Origin of the sequence: uncultured Campylobacter sp. (assembly GCF_938030785.1) — a bacterium.
GTDB lineage: Bacteria > Campylobacterota > Campylobacteria > Campylobacterales > Campylobacteraceae > Campylobacter_B.
Genome location: NZ_CALHIK010000114.1, coordinates 1 through 2,422 on the forward strand (window position 1 = coordinate 1; position 2,422 = coordinate 2,422).

The 2,422-nt window shown below is 46.5% G+C and carries 3 protein-coding genes; all 3 read left to right on the forward strand.

Translation table 11 applies throughout. The features are described from left to right. Positions 1-1,464: RNA ligase (locus Q0438_RS06480; protein ID WP_299188969.1), on the forward strand; the 1,464-nt coding region annotated here is incomplete at its 5' end. Between the two features lie 82 nt (positions 1,465-1,546). Then, positions 1,547-2,143 carry a phosphoesterase gene (locus tag Q0438_RS06485; protein ID WP_299188979.1) on the forward strand — a complete coding sequence of 199 codons (597 nt, stop codon included), beginning with the start codon at positions 1,547-1,549 and terminating at the stop codon, positions 2,141-2,143. Between the two features lie 60 nt (positions 2,144-2,203). After that, positions 2,204-2,374 (forward strand): hypothetical protein, encoded by a 171-nt coding sequence (locus Q0438_RS06490; RefSeq protein WP_299188986.1) that lies wholly within the window; start codon positions 2,204-2,206, stop codon positions 2,372-2,374. Positions 2,375-2,422: the final 48 nt, after the last annotated feature.

A 2,422-nucleotide genomic window follows, 5' to 3' on the forward strand; every position in this document is an offset into this window, starting at 1 on the left:
GCGGGCTCTGGTAAAACGACTTTCGCAAAAGAGAAAATTAAAGAATTTCAAAACGAATATCCGCAGGCGCAAATTTATCATTTGGAAAACGATATGTTTCTAACCGATGAGGCGGGGGTTTATACTTGGTCGCCGAAGCTTTTGGAGGATGCGAAGCGCAAGGTCGCCCGCGAGATAAAACAGGCGTATAAATTTGCCCTGGAAAACAAAGATAAAGACGTTCTTATCGTGCTTAGCAACGTGAGCGCGCGCACCAAAGAGCTGCTAAGCCTAAAAGAGCAAGCCGCCCAAAATGGATTTATTTTCGAATGCTTTAGAATGCAAAATTTCTTCACCTCCGAGCACGGCGTCGATGAAGATACGGTGATAGCGATGTTTATCAAGGTCGCAAACAACAAAATAGAGGGCGAAATTTTGATCCCGCCCGTCAATCCTATGAGCGAAAGCGTAGCGCAAAAGATCAAAGACGCGGCGGCTCTAAACAGGCGCGATCTGCCCTTTGATGCGGCGCAAAATACCTACGTAACGAAAAAATATATCGCCGCTACGCAGGATAAAAGGCTCTGGAGTGCGCGTCAAAGCGAGCTTTATCCCGAGCTTCGCACCTACAAATACTCAAAACGCGTCTTTTTCAAAGCCGATTGGGATAAGGCGTTACTTGAGATGCGCGGGCTCATAATGGACGATGATCTAAATATCATCGTGCGTCCGTTTAAAAAGGTCTATAACTACTCGGAATTTACCTCGCGCAAAAGCCTTTATCCTATCGACATCACGGACGATACGCCCGTGCTTGCCGTGCGAAAGGTAAACGGCTTTTTGGGGTGTTGCACCTACGTAGATGTCGGCGAAAGCGGCGCGAGCTTTAACCGCCACATCATCTACTCCACGACGGGATCGACCGATAGTAGATTTGCGCAGATGGCGCGCGAGCACTGCTGTAAATTTGAAGAGATTTTCAAACGCTATCCAAATAAAACTTTTTTATTTGAGATCACCGACGAGAGCGACCCGCACATCGTAGAAGAGGAGCTAGGCGAGACCTTTATCGGACTTATCGACGCTAAAACCGGCGCGCAAGCAAGCGAATTTGAACTGGATAAAATCGCCGCAAGCACTGCCGGAGCGCTAAAAAGACCTTTTTATAAGGATGGCGAGCAGTATCTAAAAACGAGCTTTGCGGAGCTTAAAAATATAGTCAAAGAGGCGAAATTCGAGGGCTTTATGGTGTATATCCCGAGCCAAAACGATTTTTGCTTTAAGATGAAAACGCCTTATTATCTCGTGAATAAATTTTTCGCTCGCAGTAAAAACGAGGCGCTTTTCGGCAAACTGGATAAAACCAAGCTTGATGAGGAATTTCACCCCTTGATCGATCACATCAAAGCAAACGAGCGAGAATTCAAATCCCTTGACGAGCAGGGCAAGCTAGGCTTTATAAAAGAATTTTTAGAAAAAATTTAACGATTAGCGCGAATATTTGACGCCGCGCAAATTTACGTAAAGCTTAAATTTGATGCAGCGATTAAAGCTTAAAGGAAAAATGATGATATTTTTTACCTCCGATTTGCATTTTTATCACGGCAATATTATGAAATACTGCCCTAAATTTAGGGATTTTAACGACGTAAGCGAGATGAACGAAAAGCTAATAGAGCTCTGGAATGCCGTAGTGGGGCCCGAGGATACGGTTTATGATCTGGGCGATTTTGCATTTTGTAATAAATTAAAGGATCTAAAAAGCGTCGCGCGTAGGCTAAACGGCTTGCATGTGCTGATTTTAGGCAACCACGATACGCTCATCAGCCAAAACAAAGAAGCGCTGCTACGCGAGCTAAAAGACGACGGAAATCCTATTTTTAGCGATATCCTGCACTACAAGGAGCTAAATTTTGACGGCGGCGCGGGCGCGATGAAGGACGGCAAGGCAGGTATGAGCATCTGTATGTTTCACTATCCCGTGGAGGAGCACAACCACGCCTCGAAAGGCTCTTTTATGCTTCACGGACACTTGCACGACCGCGCTTCCAGCCTGGAGGGACGCATACTAAACGTAGGCTTTGACTCGCACGGCAGAATTTTAAGCTTAGAGGAGATCGTGCAAATTTTAGGGCAAAGGCAAATCGCGGCAAGATACTCGTGATCCGGGCTAAACACGGACAGCCGCAGCATTGATTTAAGCGTAGCCTGCCGCAATATCTTCTTGCAAAAGCACCCGCATAATGCGGGGATAGGCAAAGGACTCGGCGGTATCTTTATCGACAAGCACGGACGCATGGGCTTTGCATGGACGAAATACAAGCTAGGGATGTATCACGGCGAAGCAAGGCTTGGAGCTAAGCCGGTCGTTTATTGGCCGCTAGGGGAGAAATGATCGATTTTAGCAGAGAGCGGGGCGCTCGGCGAGAAATGATCAAATTTG

Coding starts and splice junctions, on each gene's coding strand:
- Q0438_RS06485 (WP_299188979.1), top strand. CDS start 1,547: ATGATATTTTTTACCTCCGATTTGCATTTTTATCACGGCAATATTATG.